Origin of the sequence: Cellulomonas pakistanensis, from assembly GCF_016862755.1 — a bacterium.
Taxonomy (GTDB): Bacteria; Actinomycetota; Actinomycetes; order Actinomycetales; family Cellulomonadaceae; genus Cellulomonas; species Cellulomonas pakistanensis.
In genome coordinates, this window is the sequence record NZ_BONO01000004.1 from 177,642 (window position 1) to 195,206 (window position 17,565).

The 17,565-nt window shown below is 75.2% G+C and carries 15 protein-coding genes; all 15 read left to right on the forward strand.

Features of this window, described 5'->3' with window-relative positions:
• Positions 1–50 precede the first annotated feature (50 nt).
• Positions 51–986 carry a FliM/FliN family flagellar motor switch protein gene (locus Cpa01nite_RS04465; protein ID WP_239068519.1) on the forward strand — a complete coding sequence of 312 codons (936 nt, stop codon included), beginning with the start codon at positions 51–53 and terminating at the stop codon, positions 984–986.
• On the forward strand, positions 986–1,690 hold the full coding sequence (fliN, locus tag Cpa01nite_RS04470) for a flagellar motor switch protein FliN (RefSeq protein WP_203667536.1): 705 nt from the start codon (positions 986–988) through the stop codon (positions 1,688–1,690). Before Cpa01nite_RS04465 ends, fliN begins: the two co-directional genes overlap by 1 nt.
• Positions 1,690–2,292, forward strand: coding sequence for a flagellar biosynthetic protein FliO (gene fliO, locus Cpa01nite_RS04475; protein WP_203667537.1), 603 nt, complete (start codon positions 1,690–1,692; stop codon positions 2,290–2,292). Before fliN ends, fliO begins: the two co-directional genes overlap by 1 nt.
• Positions 2,293–2,402: 110 nt before the next feature.
• Complete coding sequence (gene fliP, locus Cpa01nite_RS04480; RefSeq protein ID WP_203667574.1) at positions 2,403–3,245, forward strand: flagellar type III secretion system pore protein FliP; 843 nt, start codon at positions 2,403–2,405, stop codon at positions 3,243–3,245.
• The gene (gene fliQ / locus Cpa01nite_RS04485; protein ID WP_203667538.1) at positions 3,245–3,517 is read left to right on the forward strand and encodes a flagellar biosynthesis protein FliQ; all 273 of its coding nucleotides are present in this window, start codon (positions 3,245–3,247) and stop codon (positions 3,515–3,517) included. Before fliP ends, fliQ begins: the two co-directional genes overlap by 1 nt.
• Before the next feature lie 4 nt (positions 3,518–3,521).
• A complete protein-coding gene (locus tag Cpa01nite_RS04490; RefSeq protein ID WP_239068520.1) occupies positions 3,522–4,277 on the forward strand; it encodes a flagellar biosynthetic protein FliR in 756 nt (251 codons plus the stop codon).
• On the forward strand, positions 4,277–5,434 hold the full coding sequence (locus Cpa01nite_RS04495; RefSeq protein WP_203667539.1) for an EscU/YscU/HrcU family type III secretion system export apparatus switch protein: 1,158 nt from the start codon (positions 4,277–4,279) through the stop codon (positions 5,432–5,434). The genes Cpa01nite_RS04490 and Cpa01nite_RS04495 overlap by 1 nt, the downstream gene beginning before the upstream one ends.
• Before the next feature lie 73 nt (positions 5,435–5,507).
• Positions 5,508–7,571, forward strand: a complete 2,064-nt coding sequence (gene flhA, locus Cpa01nite_RS04500) for a flagellar biosynthesis protein FlhA (protein WP_203667540.1) — start codon at positions 5,508–5,510, stop codon at positions 7,569–7,571.
• On the forward strand, positions 7,549–8,868 hold the full coding sequence (locus tag Cpa01nite_RS04505; protein WP_203667541.1) for a hypothetical protein: 1,320 nt from the start codon (positions 7,549–7,551) through the stop codon (positions 8,866–8,868). Before flhA ends, Cpa01nite_RS04505 begins: the two co-directional genes overlap by 23 nt.
• Positions 8,869–9,079: 211 nt before the next feature.
• Positions 9,080–9,379: a carbon storage regulator CsrA gene (gene csrA, locus Cpa01nite_RS04510; protein ID WP_203667542.1), complete on the forward strand. Its 300-nt coding sequence runs from the start codon at positions 9,080–9,082 to the stop codon at positions 9,377–9,379.
• Positions 9,380–9,786: 407 nt separating this feature from the next.
• Positions 9,787–12,147, forward strand: a complete 2,361-nt coding sequence (locus tag Cpa01nite_RS04515) for a chemotaxis protein CheA (RefSeq protein ID WP_275406200.1) — start codon at positions 9,787–9,789, stop codon at positions 12,145–12,147.
• Positions 12,144–12,560, forward strand: a complete 417-nt coding sequence (locus tag Cpa01nite_RS04520) for a chemotaxis protein CheW (protein ID WP_203667544.1) — start codon at positions 12,144–12,146, stop codon at positions 12,558–12,560. Before Cpa01nite_RS04515 ends, Cpa01nite_RS04520 begins: the two co-directional genes overlap by 4 nt.
• 201 nt (positions 12,561–12,761) lie before the next feature.
• Complete coding sequence (locus Cpa01nite_RS04525) at positions 12,762–14,366, forward strand: methyl-accepting chemotaxis protein (RefSeq protein ID WP_203667545.1); 1,605 nt, start codon at positions 12,762–12,764, stop codon at positions 14,364–14,366.
• A 167-nt stretch (positions 14,367–14,533) separates the two neighbouring features.
• A complete protein-coding gene (locus Cpa01nite_RS04530) occupies positions 14,534–16,258 on the forward strand; it encodes a methyl-accepting chemotaxis protein (protein WP_203667546.1) in 1,725 nt (574 codons plus the stop codon).
• A gap of 203 nt (positions 16,259–16,461) precedes the next feature.
• Positions 16,462–17,565 (forward strand): methyl-accepting chemotaxis protein (locus Cpa01nite_RS04535; protein ID WP_203667547.1); only part of this gene is annotated, 1,104 nt, incomplete at its 3' end.

The following is a 17,565-nucleotide window of genomic DNA, read 5'->3' on the forward strand; positions in this document are numbered from 1 at the left end:
TCCGGGGACGACCCCTCACATCACCCGTTCGCGCGCCGATGAGGGTGGGCGTGACGGTCCACACCACGGGTCAGGCCCCGGCGCGCTCCCGGCGGCGCACGCACGTGCCCGAGCCCTACGACTTCCGCCGCCCCATGACGATGGCGCGCGAGCACGCCCGCGTCCTCGAGATGGCGTTCGAGACGTTCGCCCGGCAGTGGGGCAACCAGCTGACGGCCCGCCTGCGCGCGATGGCCCAGGTGACGCTCGACGGCCTGAGCCTGCAGACGTACGACGAGTACGTGCGCGGCCTGCCCGGCACCACCGCGATGATGCTGTGCACCATCGAGCAGACCCGGCAGACCGCCGTCGTGCAGGTCCCGGTCAGCGCCACGATGGTCTGGATCGACTACATGCTCGGCGGCCCCGGCACGGGCGACACCCGCGAGGACCGCGAGCTGACCGAGATCGAGCTCACCCTGCTGCGCGGCGTCATGGGCGCCGCGCTGGGCGACCTCGGCTACGCGTTCTCGTCGCTGACGCCGCTCGACGTCACGCTGCGCTCCGTCCAGTACAACCCGCAGTTCGTGCAGGCCGTGCCGGCCTCCGACGCGGTGCTGGTCGCCACGTTCCTCATGCGGGTCGGCGAGCGCGAGGACGTCGCCACCGTCATGTTCCCCGCCGAGCTGCTGCTGGCCGCCGTCCGGCAGGCCGACGGCGCGGGCGGCCGGTCCTCCGAGGACCAGCGGGCCCACGAGCTCGCCGTCCTCGACCTGGAGGCCGCCGTCGAGGACGTCCCCGTCGAGGTCGCCGTCCGGTTCGCGCCGGTCGTCGTCCGCCCCCGCGACGTCGTCGGCCTGGCCGTCGGCGACGTCGTCCCCCTGTCCCACCCGTCGTCCCAGCCGCTCGACGTGGTGGTGGACGGCGTCGTGCTCGCGCGAGCCGCCGCGGGGAACAACGGTTCCCGCCTCGCCTGCATGGTCGTCACCGTCGAGGAGAAGCACTGATGAACACCCCCGAGACCACGGACGCCGCGGTCGCCCTCGCCGCCGCCGCAGCCGCCGCGCGCCTGCTGCCGGCCGCCGCGCCGCTCGTGCCCGCCCCGGCACCCGCCGGTGCCCGCCCGGACGCCGACGCCCTCGCGGTCGTCGCGTCGTTCGTCGGCCCGAACAGCGCCGACGTGGTGCTGGTCGCCGACGAGGCCGTGCGCGAGGCGCTCGCCGCGGGCGCTCCCGACGGCAGCCCGCTCGACCTGGCCGCCGCCCTGCGCCCGGCCCTCGAGGCCGCGGTCGCCGAGCTCGGCGCCGGCGTGCTCGAGGCCGCCCGCACGGAGACGGTCGCCACCGCGCTGCCGGCCGACGCGCAGCTCGTCGCGCTCGCCACCGACGCCGGCGTCCAGGCCTGGTTCGGCCTGCGCCTGCGCACCGAGCCCTCCGCGAAGGCCCCGGGCGTCCCGACCCAGCGCGCCAGCCTCAACGTGCTCTACGACGTCGAGATGACGCTGACCGCCGAGCTCGGCCGCACCAAGCTGCCGGTCCGCCAGGTCCTCGAGCTGACCCCGGGCGCCGTCCTGGAGCTCGACCGCGCCGCCGGCAGCCCCGCCGACGTCATGGTCAACGGCCGGCTCATCGCCCGCGGCGAGGTCGTCGTGATCGACGAGGAGTTCGGCATCCGCATCACCGAGATCGCGCGTGAGGACGGCACCGTCTGATGGACTCCGCCGTCCTGGGTCTGCGCGTCCTCCTGGCGCTCGCGTGCGTGATCGGCCTGATCTGGGTCCTCGCGCGCCGCGCCGGGTGGGGCAAGGGCCGCCGCCGGCCCGCGGGCCCGGCCGTCGAGGTGGTCGGGCGCCAGGCGCTCGGCCGCCACGCCGGCGTCGCCGTGGTGGCGGTCGGCGACCGCCGGCTGCTGCTCGGCTACGGGGAGCAGAACGTCACCATGCTGACCGAGCTCGACGCCGCGCCCGCGGCGGACGACGCCGAGGGCGACGAGACCGACGTCCCGGCCGTGCCCATGACGCTCGGCGCGCTGGCCGCCGCCGTGCTGCCGACGCCGCGCCGCACGCGCGCCGTGGCGACGGAGCCGGCCGTCGTGGCCGTCACCGCGCCCGGGTTCGAGGCGGCGCTGGCCGCGGCGTCGGCCGACGCCGCGTCCGCCGCGCCCGCGCCCGCCGCGCCGGCCGGCCTCGCCGGGCCGGAGGTCGCCCAGGTCGACGCCGGCGCGCGGGTCACCGCGCTGCACGGCTCCGTCCTGGCGCCGTCCACCTGGAAGCAGGCCGTCGCGGCCCTCCGCGAGCGGACGGTGCGCCGGTGACCGCCGCCCTGGCCGCGCGCCCGGCGACCCGCTCCACGGCCGGCGCCGCGACGGAGCCCGCCGAGACCGCCGAGGTCGCGCTGGTCCTGTCGCCCGCCACGCGCGCCGCGATCGCCTCGGCCGAGGCGGCGGAGGACCGCCGCTCCTGGCCGCTGTTCGTGCTCGCCGTGCTCGCGGTCGCCACCGTGCTGCTGCTGCTCGGCTCGGGCGTCGCGCACGCGGCGCCCGTCCCGCCCGCCGGCCCCGAGGCGCCCGCCGGCCCGACGGACCCCGCGGGCGGCGAGGTGTCCGTCGCCATCAACGGCGTCAACGGCACGCCCAGCAGCTCGCTCGTCGTGCTCGTCGGCATCACGCTGCTGTCGGTCGCGCCGTCGCTGCTGCTGATGATGACCGGCTTCACCAAGATCTTCGTGGTGCTGTCCCTCACCCGGAACGCGCTCGGCCTGACGACCGTGCCGCCGAACCAGGTGATCGCGGGCCTCGCCCTGTTCCTCAGCCTGTTCGTCATGGCCCCGGTGCTGTCCGACGTCAACACGGTCGCGGTGCAGCCCTACCTCGACGGCGGCATGGACTTCCAGACCGCCCTCGACGCCGGCTCCGCCCCGCTGCGCGAGTACATGCTCGGGCACACCCGCGAGTCCGACCTGGCGCTCATCACCCGGGCGGCGGACCAGCCGAACCCGGAGGACCCGGCGTCGGTCCCGATGCTCACGCTCATCCCCGCGTTCATGCTCTCGGAGCTGCGGTCGGCGTTCATCATCGGGTTCGTCATCTTCATCCCGTTCCTCGTCATCGACCTGGTCGTGTCCTCGGTCCTGATGAGCATGGGCATGATGATGCTCCCGCCGGTCATGGTCTCCCTGCCGTTCAAGCTGCTGCTGTTCGTGCTGGTCGACGGCTGGGGCCTCATCGTCACCGCGCTGGTCGGCGCCGCGTCGGGGGGTGGCGGCTGATGGACACCTCCGCCGTCCTCGACATCGGGCTGGACGCCCTGATCGTCGCCGCGAAGCTGTCGGCGCCGGTGCTCGTCACCGCGCTGGTCGTCGGGTTCTCGGTGTCGCTCGTGCAGTCGGTCACCCAGATCCAGGAGGTGACGCTGTCCTTCGTGCCGAAGGCCATCGCCGCCGCCGTGGCGCTGCTGGTCTGCGGCCACTGGATGATCTCCGAGCTCGTGACCTTCACCCACCAGCTGTTCGAGCGCATCCCCGCGCTGCTCGGGGGCTGACGACGTGGACCTGACCCTCTCCCTCGCCTCGGTGCAGACCCTGATGCTCGCGGGCGTCCGGTTCGGCGCGTTCCTGGTGGTCGCGCCGCCGTTCGCGCACCGCGGCATCCCGGGCGCCGTGAAGGCGATGCTGTCGATCGGGCTGGCGCTCGCCGTGCTGCCCCGGCTCGACCCCGTCGCCACCGCGTCCACGGGGGAGTTCGTCGGGGACCTCGTGCTGGAGGCGCTCGTCGGCGCGGCACTGGGCTTCCTGGTGTCGCTGGTGTTCGCCGCGGTGCAGTCCGCGGGCAACCTGATCGACCTGTTCGGCGGGTTCCAGCTCGCGCAGGCGTTCGACCCGCAGAACATGACGTCGGGGGCGCAGTTCTCCCGGCTGTACAACATGACCTGCCTGGTCCTGCTGTTCGTGTCGGGCGCCTACCAGCTGCTGCTCGGCGGGCTCGCCCGGTCGTTCGACGCGGTGCCGCCCGGCACCGGCCTGGACCTCGCGGCGATGGCGCAGGCGGCCACGACCGGCCTGACCGAGATGTTCCTCGCGGCGCTGCAGATCGGCGGCCCGCTGCTGGTCGTGCTGTTCCTCACCGACGTGGGCCTCGGCCTGCTGACCCGGGTGTCGCCCGCGCTGAACGCGTTCGCGATGGGCTTCCCGCTCAAGATCTTGATGACCGTGACGTTCGCCGGCTTCGCGTACCTCGCGCTGCCGGGCGTCGTCGACGACCTGGCGCGCCGGGCCGTCGAGGCCGTCCTCGGGGTCGCCTGATGGCCGGGGGAGGGGACGCCGGGGAGAAGACCGAGAAGGCCACACCCCAGCGGATGAAGCAGGTCCACAAGGACGGGAAGCTCTCCCGGTCCCAGGACCTGTCCGCGTGGGTCGGCCTGGCCGCCGCGGCCGTCATGCTGCCGACGACCGCGAGCCGCGCCTCGGACGCCGCGCGCGACCAGCTCGCGGCCGTGCGGGAGGCCATCGCGGCGCCCGACGCCGGCACGGTCACCGACCTGCTGGGCGACGGGCTGTGGTCGGTGGTCGGCACGCTCGGCCCGATGCTCGCCGTCGTCGCGTTCGTCATCGTCGCGGTGGCCGTCGCCCAGGGCGGCGTGCACATGAAGAAGTTCAAGCCGAACGTGCAGCAGTTCAACCCGGTCTCCGGGATCAAGCGGCTGTTCGGCGCGCAGGCCTGGTGGGAGGGCGCGAAGACGCTGCTCAAGACCGCCGTCGTCGGCCTCGTCCTCTACCTCGCCGTGCAGGCGCTCGTGCCGCAGCTCATGGGCACCGGCCGCATCCCGCTCGAGCACATGCTGGCCGTCGCCGGCGCGGGCGTGCGGCAGCTGATCGTCTGGGGCATCGGGGCCGGCGTCCTCCTCGCCCTGATCGACCTGCTCGTCGTCATGCGGCGCAACCGCAAGCAGACGCGCATGTCGAAGCAGGAGATCAAGGAGGAGAACAAGCGCACGGAGGGCGACCCGCTGGTCAAGGGCCAGATCCGGTCCAAGCAGATGGCGATGAGCCGCAACCGGATGATGGCCGCCGTCGCGGACGCCGACGTCGTGATCGTCAACCCGACGCACGTCGCCGTCGCCCTGAGGTACGTGGCCGGCTCCGGCGCCCCCCGCCTGGTCGCCAAGGGCGCCGGTGCGGTCGCCGCCAAGATCCGCGAGCAGGCCACCGAGCACCGCGTCCCGATGGTCGAGGACGTCCCCCTGGCCCGCGCGCTGCACGCCGCGTGCGCCGTCGACCAGGAGATCCCCGCCTACCTGTTCACCGCCGTCGCCCGGGTGCTGGCCTTCGTCATGCAGCTCAAGCGGCGCGGCGCGGCGATGGGGAAGCACACCATGCCCGGCGGCTCCGTCGCCCCCGACGACGTCCCGACCACCGCCGCCGCCGCCCGCCGGCGGGCTCGCGAGGAGAAGGTCGCATGACCGCCACATCCCTGCCGATGACGAGGACGGCGCCGCGCACGCCCGCCCGCCCCACGACTCCCGAGGACCTGCGATGAAGAACCGGTCGATCGCCCAGCTCGCCGTCCCGGTGGGCGTGGTGGGCATCGTGCTGCTGCTGGTGGTGCCGCTGCCCGCGGCGCTGCTCGACGTGCTGATCGCGGTGAACATCACCGCCTCGCTCGTCATCCTGCTCACCAGCATGTACGTCCAGAAGCCGCTGGACTTCAGCGTGTTCCCGTCGCTGATCCTCGTGTTCACGCTGTTCCGGCTCGGCCTGAACGTCGCGTCGACCCGGCTGGTGCTGCGGGACGGCTACGCGGGGGCCGTGATCGACGCGTTCGGGCACTTCGTGGTCGGCGGCTCGCTGGTCATCGGCCTGGTGATCTTCCTGATCCTGGTGGTCATCCAGTTCGTGGTGATCACCAACGGCGCGGGCCGCGTGGCCGAGGTCGGCGCGCGGTTCACGCTCGACGCGATGCCCGGCAAGCAGATGGCGATCGACGCCGACCTCAACTCCGGCCTGATCGACGAGGACACCGCCCGCAGGCGGCGCGCCGAGGTCACCGCCGAGGCCGACTTCTACGGCGCGATGGACGGTGGCTCGAAGTTCGTGAAGGGCGACGCGATCGCCGGCATCGTCATCACGCTGATCAACCTCATCGGCGGGTTCGTCATCGGCATGGCCCAGATGGGCCTGTCGCTGACCGAGTCGCTGGAGAAGTTCAGCCTCCTCACCATCGGCGACGGCCTGGTCACCCAGATCCCCGCGCTGCTGCTCTCGGTGTCCACCGGCATCGTCGTCACCCGGGCCACGGCCGAGGGCGACATGGGCACCGCGGCCTCCAAGCAGCTGTCGCAGTCCCGGACCGCGCTGCTCATCGCCGGCTGCGGGGCGCTCGCGCTGGCCCTGCTCCCCGGCATGCCGAAGCTGCCGTTCGTGCTGGTCGGCGCCGCGCTGCTGATCGTCGCGCAGCGGGTCAAGGCCGCCACCGCGAAGGAGGCCGCCGCGGCCGAGCTCGCCGCCGCCTCGACGGCCACCGCCGCGCCCACCAGCAACGACACCCCCGAGGCGCTCATCGAGCAGATGCGCGTGCACACCCTCGAGATCCTGCTGGCGCCGGACCTGGTCGACATGGTCGGCAACGGCCCGGACCAGGACCTGCTGCACCGCGTCCGCGGCCTGCGCCGCAAGATCGCGATGGAGCTCGGCATCGTCGTCCCGCCGGTGCGCACCCGCGACTCCGTCGACCTGCCCCGCTCCACCTACGTCGTGCGGATCGCCGGCGTCGAGGTCGGCCGCGGCGAGGTCCCGCCCGGGCGCATCCTCGCGCTCGGCGACGACCTCGCGGCGCTGCCCGGCCAGTCCGTCGTCGAGCCGGTGTTCGGCCTGCCGGGCAAGTGGGTCGCCGCCGAGCTGCGGCACGCCGCCGAGATGGCCGGCGCCACCGTCGTCGACCGGGTGTCCGTGCTCATCACGCACCTGGGCTCGATCATCACGAAGAACGCGCCGCGGCTGCTCGGCCGCGAGGACGTCCGGGTGCTCACCGAGGGCGTCAAGCAGGTCAACCCGTCCGTGGTCGAGGAGCTCGTGCCCGGGCTGCTGTCGTACGGCGAGGTGCAGCGGGTGCTCCAGGGCCTGCTCGCCGAGGAGGTGCCGATCCGCGACCTCTCGCGCATCTACGAGGCGCTCACGCTGCGCGCCAAGGTCAGCACCGACCCCGAGGGCCTGGTCGAGGCCGCGCGCGGCGCGCTCGGGCCGGCGCTGTCGCAGCAGTACGTCGCCGACGGCGTGCTCCGGGTGCTCACGCTGGACCCGGTGTTCGAGCAGTCGCTCGTCGAGGCGCTGCGCCCGTCCGAGCAGGGCACCCAGATCGTCACCGACCCGACGCGCCTCGAGGCCATGCTGGAGCGGCTGCGCGTCGCCGTGGCCGACGCCGAGGCCACCGGCCGGTCGGTGGTGCTGGTGTGCGCCCCGGCGCTGCGGCCCGCGCTGCGCAAGGTCGTCATCCTCGCGCTCGACCGGCTGCCGGTGCTGTCCTACGGCGAGGTCACCGGCGGCGGGGTCCGCATCGAGACCGTCGGGGTGGTGAGCGGTGCCCACGCGATTGCTGCTTGAGGGGGCCGACCTGGCCGAGCTCATGGTGCACGTGCGCGCCGAGTTCGGTCCGACGGCCCGGATCGTGCGCGCCGAGCGGGTGCGCACCGGCGGGCTCGCCGGGTTCTTCGCCCGCGAGCGGTACGAGCTGACCATCGACGTGCCCGACGCGGCGCCCGCGCCCACGCCCAGCCTGCTGCGCCGCCGGGGGCTGACCGTGGCGGGCGTGGGGCCGGCGGGCGGCGGAACGGGCGGGATCGACGCGCTGCTCGCGGCCGCCGACGCCGCGGACGGGCCGGACGGGTCGTTCGGGCCCGCCGGCACCGACGTGCTCGCGCCCGCCGCGGCCGGGTCGGTGCCCGAGGCGCCGCCGCGGGTCTCGACGGGCGAGGAGGCGTTCGCGTCCGTGCTCGAGCAGATGCGGGCGATGACCGGGGCCGTGGCGCCGGAGCACCACCTCGAGGTGCCGGCGCCGGCCGCGGAGGGCACGGGCGCCGGCGCGGGCCCGGAGAGCGGGCGGGCGTTCGAGCCGCTGGCGCCGGCGGTCGTGGCCGCGCCGGCCGCCGTCCCGGCGCAGGCACCGGCGCCGGCCGTGGAGCGGGTGCCGGGCCCGGGCGCGGGCGGGTCGCGCGGCGTGCCGCGGACGGCGCTCGCGGACCTCGGCGTGCCGCCGGCCCTGCTGGCCGCGGTCGGCGACGGGCCGGTCGAGCTGTCCCGGCTGCTCGCCGCGGTGCCGGCCGCGCCGCCGGTGCCGCGCGACCCCGGGACCGTGCTGGTGATCGCCGGGCCGCCCGAGGACGCCGCGCGGGTCGCCGACCTGCTCGCGCTGCGCTCGGACGCGGGTCCCGTGGTGCACGCGGGCGACGCCGCGGTCCCGGCCGGCCCCGGGGCGGGTGCGGGCGGCGGCGGCGGGGCGGGCGCGTCGGTGCGTCGGCTGACGACGCCGGCGGCCGCGTCCCGGTGGCGCGCCGAGCTGCCCGCCGCCGACGGCGTGACGGTCGTCGCGCTGGGCGTCCGGCCGGGGCGCGCCCGCGAGGACGCCGCCGCCGAGCTGCTCGCCGCCATCGGCCCCGACCAGGCGTGGGGCGTCGTCGACGCCCGGAGCAAGACCCGCGACTGCGCGCGGTGGATCGCCGGCGTCGGCGCCCGCCGGCCGCTGGACGCGCTCGCCGTGGGCGGGCTGTTCGACACCAGCGAGCCGGGCACCGTGCTCGGGCTCGGCGTGCCGGTCGCGTGGATCGACGGCGTGCCGGCCTCCCGCGTCGCGTGGGCTGCGGCGCTGGGCGAGCACCTCCCCGAGGGCACCGTCTGGGGCTGACCCGCGGGCTGTGCGGCCGTCCGCGGCCGGCACCCGTGGGGGCCCACCGCGGTCGAGTGGACGATCCTGCCGGACACGCCGAAGCGTGTCGGGCCGGATCTTCCACTCGAGGTGGTGGGAGTCGGCCGGATCGACCGGCGGGCGGGTGAGCCACCGGCGCGGCGGCGGGCGGGTGCCCGGACGGTTGCGCGCGGCAGGTAGGGTCGGCGCCATGCTGGTGCTGAGCAGACGGGTGGGCGAGCGCCTCGTGATCGGGGACGACATCGTCGTGACCGTCATCGAGGTCCGCAGCGACGGCGTCCGGCTCGGCATCGACGCCCCGCGCTCCGTGGCCGTGCACCGCGCGGAGGTCCTGGAGGCGGTCACCGCGGCCAACGTCGCCGCCACCGACGCCGCGAGCGACGAGGCGGTCGAGTCGCTGCGCGGCCTCGTCTCCGGCCAGGCCGGCGCCGCCGCGCCGGCTGCGGACCCGGCCCCGGACGTCGACCCCGAGGACCGCCCCGGCCGCTGACGCCCCGCGTCCGCGCCGCCGCGCGTCCGCGCCGCCGCGCCTCCGCGCCGCCGCGCCTCCGCGCGACCGCGCCTCCGCGCCTCCGCGCCGAGCTTGCAGTACCTGCGGGGTTCGACCCGGTCGAAGCCCACATCTTCTGCAACCTCGGCGTCGGCGTCGGCGGCGTCGGCGGCGTCGGCGTCGGCGGCGTCGGCGGCGTCGGCGAGTCGGCGGGGACTGCACGCGCACCTCCGACGCGCACGCCGGGGGAACCGCTTGCCGCCGCACGCCACCCGGACGGGTGACGCGCCGCGTGTTCACCCGGCGTCCGGGCCCGCGCCCGCCCCCGAAAGCCTCACGCCGCCCGCGCGCCCGCCGATCCTCACGTCGGACGGGTCCGCACCCGGTAGGAGGCAGCAGTGGAGGACATGGACGAGATCGTCCGCGAGTTCCTCGTGGAGAGCCACGAGAACCTCGACCAGCTCGACCAGGACCTGGTGGCCCTGGAGAGCGAACCGGGCTCGCGCTCGCTGATCGCGAGCGTGTTCCGGACGATCCACACGATCAAGGGGACCAGCGGGTTCCTCGCGTTCTCGCGCCTGGAGCGCGTGGCCCACGCGGGGGAGAACCTGCTCGTGGAGCTGCGCGACGGCCGCCGGTCGATGGACCAGGCGACCACCGACGTGCTGCTGCGCCTGGTGGACACGATCCGCGAGATCCTGCGCGCGATCGAGGTCGAGGGCGGCGAGGGCGGCGTCGAGATCGACGCGGTCATCGCGGCGATCGAGGCGATCCAGGCCATCGAGCCCGGCGCCGAGCCGGCCGAGGAGCCCGCTGCTCCTGCGGCCGCGCCGGTCGCCGAGGCCCCGGCCGCGGAGGCCCCGGTCGCTGCCGCGACGCCGGAGCCCGCGCCCGCGGCGGTCGTCCCGGCGCCCGCGCCGGCCCCGGCGGTCGAGGCGCTGCCCGCCGCCGCGGCCCCGGCGGCCCCGGCCCCCAGCCCGGCCCCCGCGGCCCCGAGCCCGGCCCCGGCGCCCGCCCCTGCCGAGGAGCTCGGCACCCTGCGCGGCGGCGCCGCCGACGCGTCGATCCGCGTGGACGTCGACCTGCTCGACGCCCTCATGCGCCAGGTCGGCGAGCTGGTCCTGGCCCGCAACCAGATCAGCCGGCTCGCGGGCGGGACCGACGACGTCGACCTCGCCCGCTCCGCGCAGCGCCTCAACCTCATCGCCGGCGAGCTGCAGGAGGGGGTCATGAAGACCCGCATGCAGCCCATCGAGCACCTGTGGTCGAAGATGCCGCGCATGGTCCGCGACGTCGCGGCCGCGTGCCACCGCGAGGTGCAGCTCGAGCTGTCTGGTGGCGACACCGAGCTCGACCGCAGCCTGCTCGAGGCCGTGAAGGACCCGCTGACGCACCTGGTGCGCAACGCGGTCGACCACGGCATCGAGGCGTCCGAGGACCGCGTCGCCGCCGGCAAGGCGCCGAAGGGCGTCCTCGGGCTGCGCGCGTACCACGCGTCCGGCCAGGTGGTCGTGGAGGTCGCCGACGACGGCCGGGGCATCGACCCGGAGAAGATCGGCGCCAAGGCGGTCCAGAAGGGCCTGCGCACGGCCGACCAGGTCGCGTCGATGGGCCAGGCCGACCTGCTGCAGCTGCTCTTCCTGCCGGGCTTCTCGACCGCCGAGGTCGTGTCGAACGTGTCGGGCCGCGGCGTCGGCATGGACGTCGTCCGCACGAAGATCGAGGCGATCGGCGGCGCGGTCGAGGTCGACTCGACGGTGGGCCGCGGCACGACGTGGCGCCTGCGCATCCCGCTGACGCTGGCGATCATGCCGGCGCTGACGGTGGAGTGCTCGGGCGACCTGTACGCCATCCCGCAGGTCAACCTGCTGGAGCTGGTGGCGCTCGACTCGCAGCGCTCGGAGTCCGGCATCGAGCACATCCACGAGGCCGCGGTGTACCGCCTGCGCGGCGAGCTGCTGCCCCTGGTGTCGCTGTCGTCGGTCCTCGAGGTCGGCGGCGAGCGCCCGGAGAACGCGGTCATCGCCGTGGTCCAGTCGGACCAGCAGCGGTTCGGCCTGCTGGTCGACCGGGTGCTGAACACCGAGGAGATCGTGGTCAAGCCGCTGTCCGCGCGCCTGAAGGCGATCGGCGCGTACTCCGGCGCGACCGTGCTCGGCGACGGCCACGTCGCGCTGATCCTCGACGTGCAGGCGATCGCCCGCCGCGCCCTGGCCGGCGAGCTCGACGTCGCCGCCCGGGACGCGCACGAGAGCGCCACGGCGGCCGCGGTCCGCGACAGCCAGCAGGTCCTCGTCGTCGGGATCGGCGGCGGCCGCCAGGTCGCCATGCCGCTCGCGTCGGTGGCCCGCCTGGAGCACGTGCAGGCCGACCAGGTCGAGTACGTCGGTGGCCGCGAGGTCGTCCAGTACCGCGGGACGATCCTGCCGCTGGCCCGGCTCGACCGGGTGCTCGGCGCCTACGGGTCCGAGGAGACGTCCGAGCTGCTGCTGGTGGTCTACAGCCGCGCCGGCCGCAGCGTCGGCCTCGTGGTCAAGGAGATCGTGGACATCGTCGACGACGACTCGGCCCGGCACTCCGACATCGAGGACGCCGGCCTGGTCGGCTCCACGGTGCTCGGCGACAAGGTCACGGAGCTGCTCGACGTGCGCCGCGCGATCCTCGCCGCCGACGCGGCGTTCTACGACGAGCGGCCCGAGCACCGCTCCACGTACGACGACCTCCCGACGCAGGTCGGCGGGTCCGAGCTGGTGGGAGCCACCCGATGAGCCAGTACGTCACGTTCAGCCTCGGCGGCAGCCTGTACGGGGTCGACGTCACCCGGGTGCAGGAGGCGCTGCGCTCGCACGTCCGCACCCGCGTGCCGCTGGCCCCGCCCGCGGTCGCCGGCCTGGTGAACCTGCGCGGCCAGGTCGTCCTCACGGTCGACCTGCGCCCCCGCCTCGGCCTCGAGCCGCTGGGCGAGGACGCGGAGCCGATGATGGTCGTCGTGCAGGTGGCGGGGGAGCCCGTCAGCCTGCTGGTCGACGAGATCGGCGACGTCATGGAGGTCGGCCCCGAGACGTTCGAGGCCCCGCCCGAGACGCTCGACGCCGCGCTGCGCCCGCTGATCCTCGGCGCGCACAAGCTGGACGGCCGGCTGCTGCTGGTCCTCGACGTGGACCAGGCCACCGCGGCCTGACCCGCGCCCGCGCGACCCGACGAGCCCGCGCCCGCCCCGACGAGGGGCCGGCGCGGGCTCGCGGCGTCGTGCGGGCAGCGCTTCACCCCCGCGGACGGTCACGCAGGTCAGCGCGCTGCCGATGGGGAGGGCGACCCGGCGTCGTCCCGGCCCGCGCGCAGCCGCGCGGAGCCCCGGCGCCCTGCACGCAGTGGAGCGTCCATGTCCCAGCCCACGACCACCCCGACCCGCGCCGCGCGCGGGCCCCGGCTGTCCATCGCCGGCAAGGTGCTCGGCCTGCTCGCCGCCTCCGGCCTCGTCGCCGTCGCGGTCGTGGTGGCCGCGTCGACGAGCCTCGTGCAGCTGCGCGAGGGCGTCGCCGAGCAGAGCGGCTACGTCGCCCAGCTCGGCCAGGTGAGCGACCTGCAGCGCGCGCTGCAGGCCGGCCGCGCGCGGATGGTCGAGTACCCCGCGGCGTCCGAGGAGGTGCGCGCCGACCTGCGCGAGCAGCTCGACGAGTACGTCGCCAAGATCCAGGAGCAGCAGGCCGCCTACGACGACCTCGCGGTGAACGACCAGGCGTGGGCCGACTTCGACTCGGGCTGGAACCAGATGGTGGCGCTGGCCCAGGACGAGCTGTTCCCGATGGCCGACGCCGGCGAGGTGTCCGAGGCGGCGGCGTTCTACCGCGACCAGATCCTGCCGCAGACCACCGTCGCGGCCGACGCGATCGCGCTGGAGAACCAGTCGGTGGCCGAGGTCGCCGACGCCAGCACCGCGGCGGCGTCCGCGACGGTGACCCGCACGATCGTCACCGTCGTCGTGCTGCTGGTGGCGGGCCTGGCGGCGGTGCTCGCCGTCGGGTTCGTCGTCTCGCGCCGCCTGGCGCAGGGGGCCGGGCAGGTCCGGCACGCGCTCGAGGCCATGGCGGAGGGCGACCTGACCGTCCGGGCCGACGTGCGCAGCGCCGACGAGCTCGGCGACATGGCGCGCTCGCTCGCCACGGCCCAGGGCAGCCTGCGCGGCGTCGTGTCGGGCGTCGCCCAGACCGCGCAGACGGTCGCGGCGGCGGCCGAGGAGCTGTCGGCCGCGTCGCACCAGGTGGTCGCCGGGTCGGACGAGACGTCGGCGCAGGCCGGCGTGGTGGCCGCGGCGGCCGAGCAGGTGTCCCGCAACGTGCAGACCGTGGCCGCTGGCGCCGAGCAGATGGGCGCCAGCATCCGCGAGATCGCGCAGAACGCGTCCCAGGCGGCCAAGGTCGCGGGCCAGGCCACGGACGCCGCGGCGGCGACGAACGAGCAGGTCGCCCGCCTCGGCGCCTCGTCCCAGGAGATCGGGAACGTGGTCAAGGCGATCACGAGCATCGCCGAGCAGACCAACCTGCTCGCGCTGAACGCGACGATCGAGGCCGCCCGGGCCGGCGAGGCCGGCAAGGGCTTCGCGGTCGTCGCGGGCGAGGTCAAGGAGCTGGCCCAGGAGACGGCCAAGGCGACGGAGGACATCGTCCGCCGCGTCGAGGCGATCCAGGCGGACACCACCGGCGCGGTCGGCGCGATCGGGGAGATCTCGCACATCATCGCGTCGATCAACGACTACCAGCTCACCATCGCCAGCGCCGTGGAGGAGCAGACCGCCACGACCACGGAGATGTCCCGGTCCGTGTCCGAGGCGGCGACCGGGTCCGGCGAGATCGCCACCAACATCACCGGCGTGGCGTCGGCGGCGACCCAGTCGTCCCAGACCCTCAACCAGATGGGCGACTCCATCGGCGAGCTCGCCCGCCTGTCCGAGGACCTGCGCGGACGGGTCGCCCGCTTCACGTACTGAGCACCGCACCCGCGTGCACCGGCCGCGGCGCCCCTCCGAGGGGTGCCGCGGCCGGTCCGCGTTCACCTCGGCTTCACCCCGGGGTTCACCCGCGGACGCCTCACGGGCGGCCCACGCCGGTCGATCGGTCGCGCAGCAGGGGACAGCACCGAGGAAGAGGACCCACCATGAGCGTCACCACGACGTCGAGGACGCCGTCGCCGACGGCCCTCGACCGCGTGCCCACGCCGCGCGGCCCGGTCGGGTCCGCGCCGGCCCGCACGCTCGCCGGGCCCGCTCGGCCCGGCACCCACGGCCTGCTCGCCGCCTTCGCGAACCGGGGCGTGCGCACCAAGATCCTGCTGCTGCTGGCCGTCGTGGTCGCGGTGGTCGCCGGCACCGGCACGTTCGCCGCCGTCCGGATGTCCGAGCTCGCGACGAGCACCGGCACCGTGCAGAGCGTGTCCTCCGACGTGATCGCGCCGCTCGCGATCGTGCACCAGGAGGAGATCAAGGCCCGCATGCTCATCGCGCTCGCCGCGGCCGGCGTCACCGAGACGGAGGCGGACCGCCAGGAGCACCTGGACGCGATCGCCGCGACCGACGCCGACCTGCAGGCCGCGGCCGACGCGTTCGAGACCGGCCTGGGCGGCATCGAGGTGCCGGGCTGGGCCGACTTCCAGACCGGCTGGGCCCAGTGGCAGGGGATCCGCGACGCGCAGCTCGTGCCCGCGGCCTTCTCCGGCGACGCGGAGGAGTTCGAGCGGGTCACCGAGGGCGAGGCGCAGGCGGCCATCGAGGTCATGATCGGCGGCCTCGAGACGGCCGAGCAGAGCGCGGACGACTTCCTCCGCCAGACGGCGGACGCCGCGGCGGCCGAGGCCGCGCAGGGCACGCGCGTCCTGGTGATCGTGCTGACCGCCGGCGTCCTGCTGGTCGGCGCGCTCGGCCTGCTGATCGCGCAGATCATCCGCCGCCAGGTCACCGAGGTGCAGCGCGCGGTCGAGGCGATGGCCGACGGCGACCTCACGGTCGTCGCGCACGTCGACAGCACGGACGAGCTCGGCCAGATGGCCCGCTCCCTGGCCCGCGCCCAGGAGAACCTGCGCGCGACGGTGTCCGGCGTGGTCGAGACCGCGCAGACGGTGGCCGCGGCCGCCGAGGAGCTGTCTGCGGCGTCGCACCAGGTCGTCGCCGGGTCGGACGAGACCTCGGCGCAGGCCGGCGTCGTCGCGGCGGCGGCCGAGCAGGTGTCCCGCAACGTGCAGACCGTCGCCGCGGGGGCCGAGCAGATGGGCGCCTCCATCCGCGAGATCGCGCAGAACTCGACCCAGGCCGCGAAGATCGCCGGCCAGGCGACCGACGTCGCCGCGTCGACCAACGACCAGGTGGCGCGCCTCGGGGTGTCGTCGCAGGAGATCGGGAACGTCGTCAAGGTCATCACGAGCATCGCCGAGCAGACGAACCTGCTGGCGCTGAACGCCACGATCGAGGCGGCCCGCGCCGGCGAGGCCGGCAAGGGGTTCGCGGTCGTCGCGGGCGAGGTCAAGGAGCTCGCCCAGGAGACCGCCAAGGCCACGGAGGACATCGCCCGCCGGGTCGAGGCGATCCAGGGCGACACCACCGGCGCGGTGGCGGCGATCGGCGAGATCGCCTCGATCATCGCGAGCATCAACGACTACCAGCTGACCATCGCGAGCGCGGTGGAGGAGCAGACCGCCACGACGAACGAGATGTCCCGCTCCGTGCAGGAGGCGGCGACCGGCTCGACCGAGATCGCCACCAACATCACGGGCGTGGCGTCCGCCGCGGCCGAGTCGTCGGGGACGCTCAACCAGATGGGCGCCTCGATCGCCGAGCTGGTCCGGATGTCCGAGGACCTGCGCGCCCGGGCGGCCGGCTTCCGCTACTGACGGGGCACGAGACACGCCGGGGGTGCCCTCACTGAGGGCACCCCCGGCGTGTCTCGTGGAGCCCCGGCGACCGGCCCGGTGCCCGGGCCGGCGCCGCCCGGACAGCGATTCCACCCGCTCGCCGAGCGGCGGAACCGCTCGCGCCGCCCGGACTTCGGCCGATGAGGAGGACGAAGGTCCCCCTGCGACGAAGGAACGACGAGATGAGCGTGCAGCACGACCGCGCCCCGCGGCGGCTCTGGGCCGACCGCCCGGTCCTGGTGAAGATCCTCACCGCGGTGCTGGTGATGGTGGCGATGACCGCCGTGGTCACCGCCGTGGCGATCGGCTCCCTGCGCACGCTGCGCGCGGACGCCGCCGAGATGTACACCGGCAACGTGACGCCGCTCCAGCAGCTCACCGAGATCCAGCGCTCGTTCCAGGGCGACCGCGCCCGCGTCATCCAGTACGGCATCGCCGACGCCGACACCCGCGCGGAGCTGGCGACCGAGCTCACCGAGCGCCAGGGCGACCTGGCCGCGCAGATCGAGGAGTACCGCGCCAACGCGGTCAGCCAGGACGACGTCGACACGATGGTCGCCGCGCTGGACGAGTACTACGCCGCGGCCGAGGGCACGCTGTTCCCGATGGCGGACGCCGGTGACCTCGACGAGTTCGGCTCCTACTTCAACGACACCGTGCGCCCGCTGACCACCGGGGTCATGGACGCGATGCAGGTCGAGACCGCCTCGCAGGGGGAGCAGGCGGCCGCGCTCGCGGAGCAGACGGACGCCCTGGGCGCCCGCTCGGTGTGGGTCACGATCCTGGTCGCGCTGGTCGGGGCCGTCGCGGCGACCGCCCTGGCCTGGGTGGTCGCGCGTGGCATCGTCCGGCGGATCGGCGGCGTCTCGCACGCGCTGTCGGCGGCCGGCGACGGCGACCTGACGGTGCCGTCCGGCGTGACCGGGGGCGACGAGATCGGCCGGCTCGCGGTCGACCTCGAGCGCACCCAGGCCAGCCTGCGCGGCCTGGTCTCCGGCGTGGTCGAGACGGCCCAGACGGTGGCCGCGGCCGCCGAGGAGCTGTCCGTCGCCTCGCACCAGGTCGTCTCCGGCTCGGACGAGACCTCGGCGCAGGCCGGCGTCGTCGCGGCGGCGGCCGAGCAGGTGTCCCGCAACGTGCAGACCGTCGCGGCCGGTGCCGAGCAGATGGGCGCCTCGATCCGGGAGATCGCGCAGAACGCCTCGCAGGCGGCGAAGGTCGCGGGCCAGGCGACGGACGTCGCGCAGGCGACCAACGACCAGGTCACGCGCCTGGGCGAGTCGTCG

Excerpts from the sequence above, each read along its gene's own strand:
- fliO (WP_203667537.1), top strand. The coding sequence starts at position 1,690 with ATGGACTCCGCCGTCCTGGGTCTGCGCGTCCTCCTGGCGCTCGCGTGC.
- flhA (WP_203667540.1), top strand. The coding sequence starts at position 5,508 with ATGAAGAACCGGTCGATCGCCCAGCTCGCCGTCCCGGTGGGCGTGGTG.
- fliN (WP_203667536.1), top strand. The coding sequence starts at position 986 with ATGAACACCCCCGAGACCACGGACGCCGCGGTCGCCCTCGCCGCCGCC.
- Cpa01nite_RS04525 (WP_203667545.1), top strand. The coding sequence starts at position 12,762 with ATGTCCCAGCCCACGACCACCCCGACCCGCGCCGCGCGCGGGCCCCGG.
- csrA (WP_203667542.1), top strand. The coding sequence starts at position 9,080 with ATGCTGGTGCTGAGCAGACGGGTGGGCGAGCGCCTCGTGATCGGGGAC.
- Cpa01nite_RS04520 (WP_203667544.1), top strand. The coding sequence starts at position 12,144 with ATGAGCCAGTACGTCACGTTCAGCCTCGGCGGCAGCCTGTACGGGGTC.
- Cpa01nite_RS04495 (WP_203667539.1), top strand. The coding sequence starts at position 4,277 with ATGGCCGGGGGAGGGGACGCCGGGGAGAAGACCGAGAAGGCCACACCC.
- fliQ (WP_203667538.1), top strand. The coding sequence starts at position 3,245 with ATGGACACCTCCGCCGTCCTCGACATCGGGCTGGACGCCCTGATCGTC.
- Cpa01nite_RS04515 (WP_275406200.1), top strand. The coding sequence starts at position 9,787 with ATGGACGAGATCGTCCGCGAGTTCCTCGTGGAGAGCCACGAGAACCTC.
- Cpa01nite_RS04530 (WP_203667546.1), top strand. The coding sequence starts at position 14,534 with ATGAGCGTCACCACGACGTCGAGGACGCCGTCGCCGACGGCCCTCGAC.